Source organism: Bartonella taylorii 8TBB (assembly GCF_902825155.1).
GTDB lineage: Bacteria > Pseudomonadota > Alphaproteobacteria > Rhizobiales > Rhizobiaceae > Bartonella > Bartonella taylorii_A.
The window spans coordinates 1-629 of record NZ_CADEAG010000060.1; the positions used below are offsets into that span (position 1 = coordinate 1).

The following is a 629-nucleotide window of genomic DNA, read 5'->3' on the forward strand; positions in this document are numbered from 1 at the left end:
ATTTGACAATAAATACGTATTTTGTTATATAAATAATTAAGTGCTGAAAACACTTAACGATTAGCGGATAGGTTACGAAACAATCTTTCCAAGTCTTTAAAATACTGACTGTTTTTTATACGTATTAAAGCGTATAATGATTTTGTCGGGTGTGTCACACCATGCAATACCCTTATGGGAAAAGTGTAAGCAACGGACTTATCACCGTGTTTTTCAACGCCCGGCACCTTTATAGGTTGTCAATTGAAAAACAATTTTATGATAAGGAATTAGCTATGAACGCTACAGTTAATAAATTAAATACCCCTATTGCAAATGAAACCGCGCCTGTTAATCAACAACATCCTGCAAAAAAATACGAATTTAGCAATGAAAAATTCACTTTTGATGGTCTTACTTTACACCGCATACGTGCTCTAAGAGATTTTGATGATGTTAAGGCGGAGGACGTCGGCGGGTTTAATGAAAAAGGAAGGAAACTATTCCCTGTAAGCAAAAATTGGGGTTTTTATAAAGACGCCGGTATTTTTGATGAAACTCTTTATGAAAATGATAAAATATATAAAGGAAGGGAAAACGCGGGGGATGGAAAGAGAGTAGAGATCGGTGGGGGGCGTATGAATAAAAAA

Annotated in this window: 1 pseudogene; it reads left to right on the forward strand. The window is 35.5% G+C overall.

Annotated elements, in window-relative coordinates:
• Positions 1-161: 161 nt before the first annotated feature.
• Positions 162-629 (forward strand): annotated as a pseudogene (locus tag J7R13_RS08620) (hypothetical protein); the annotation flags it as partial.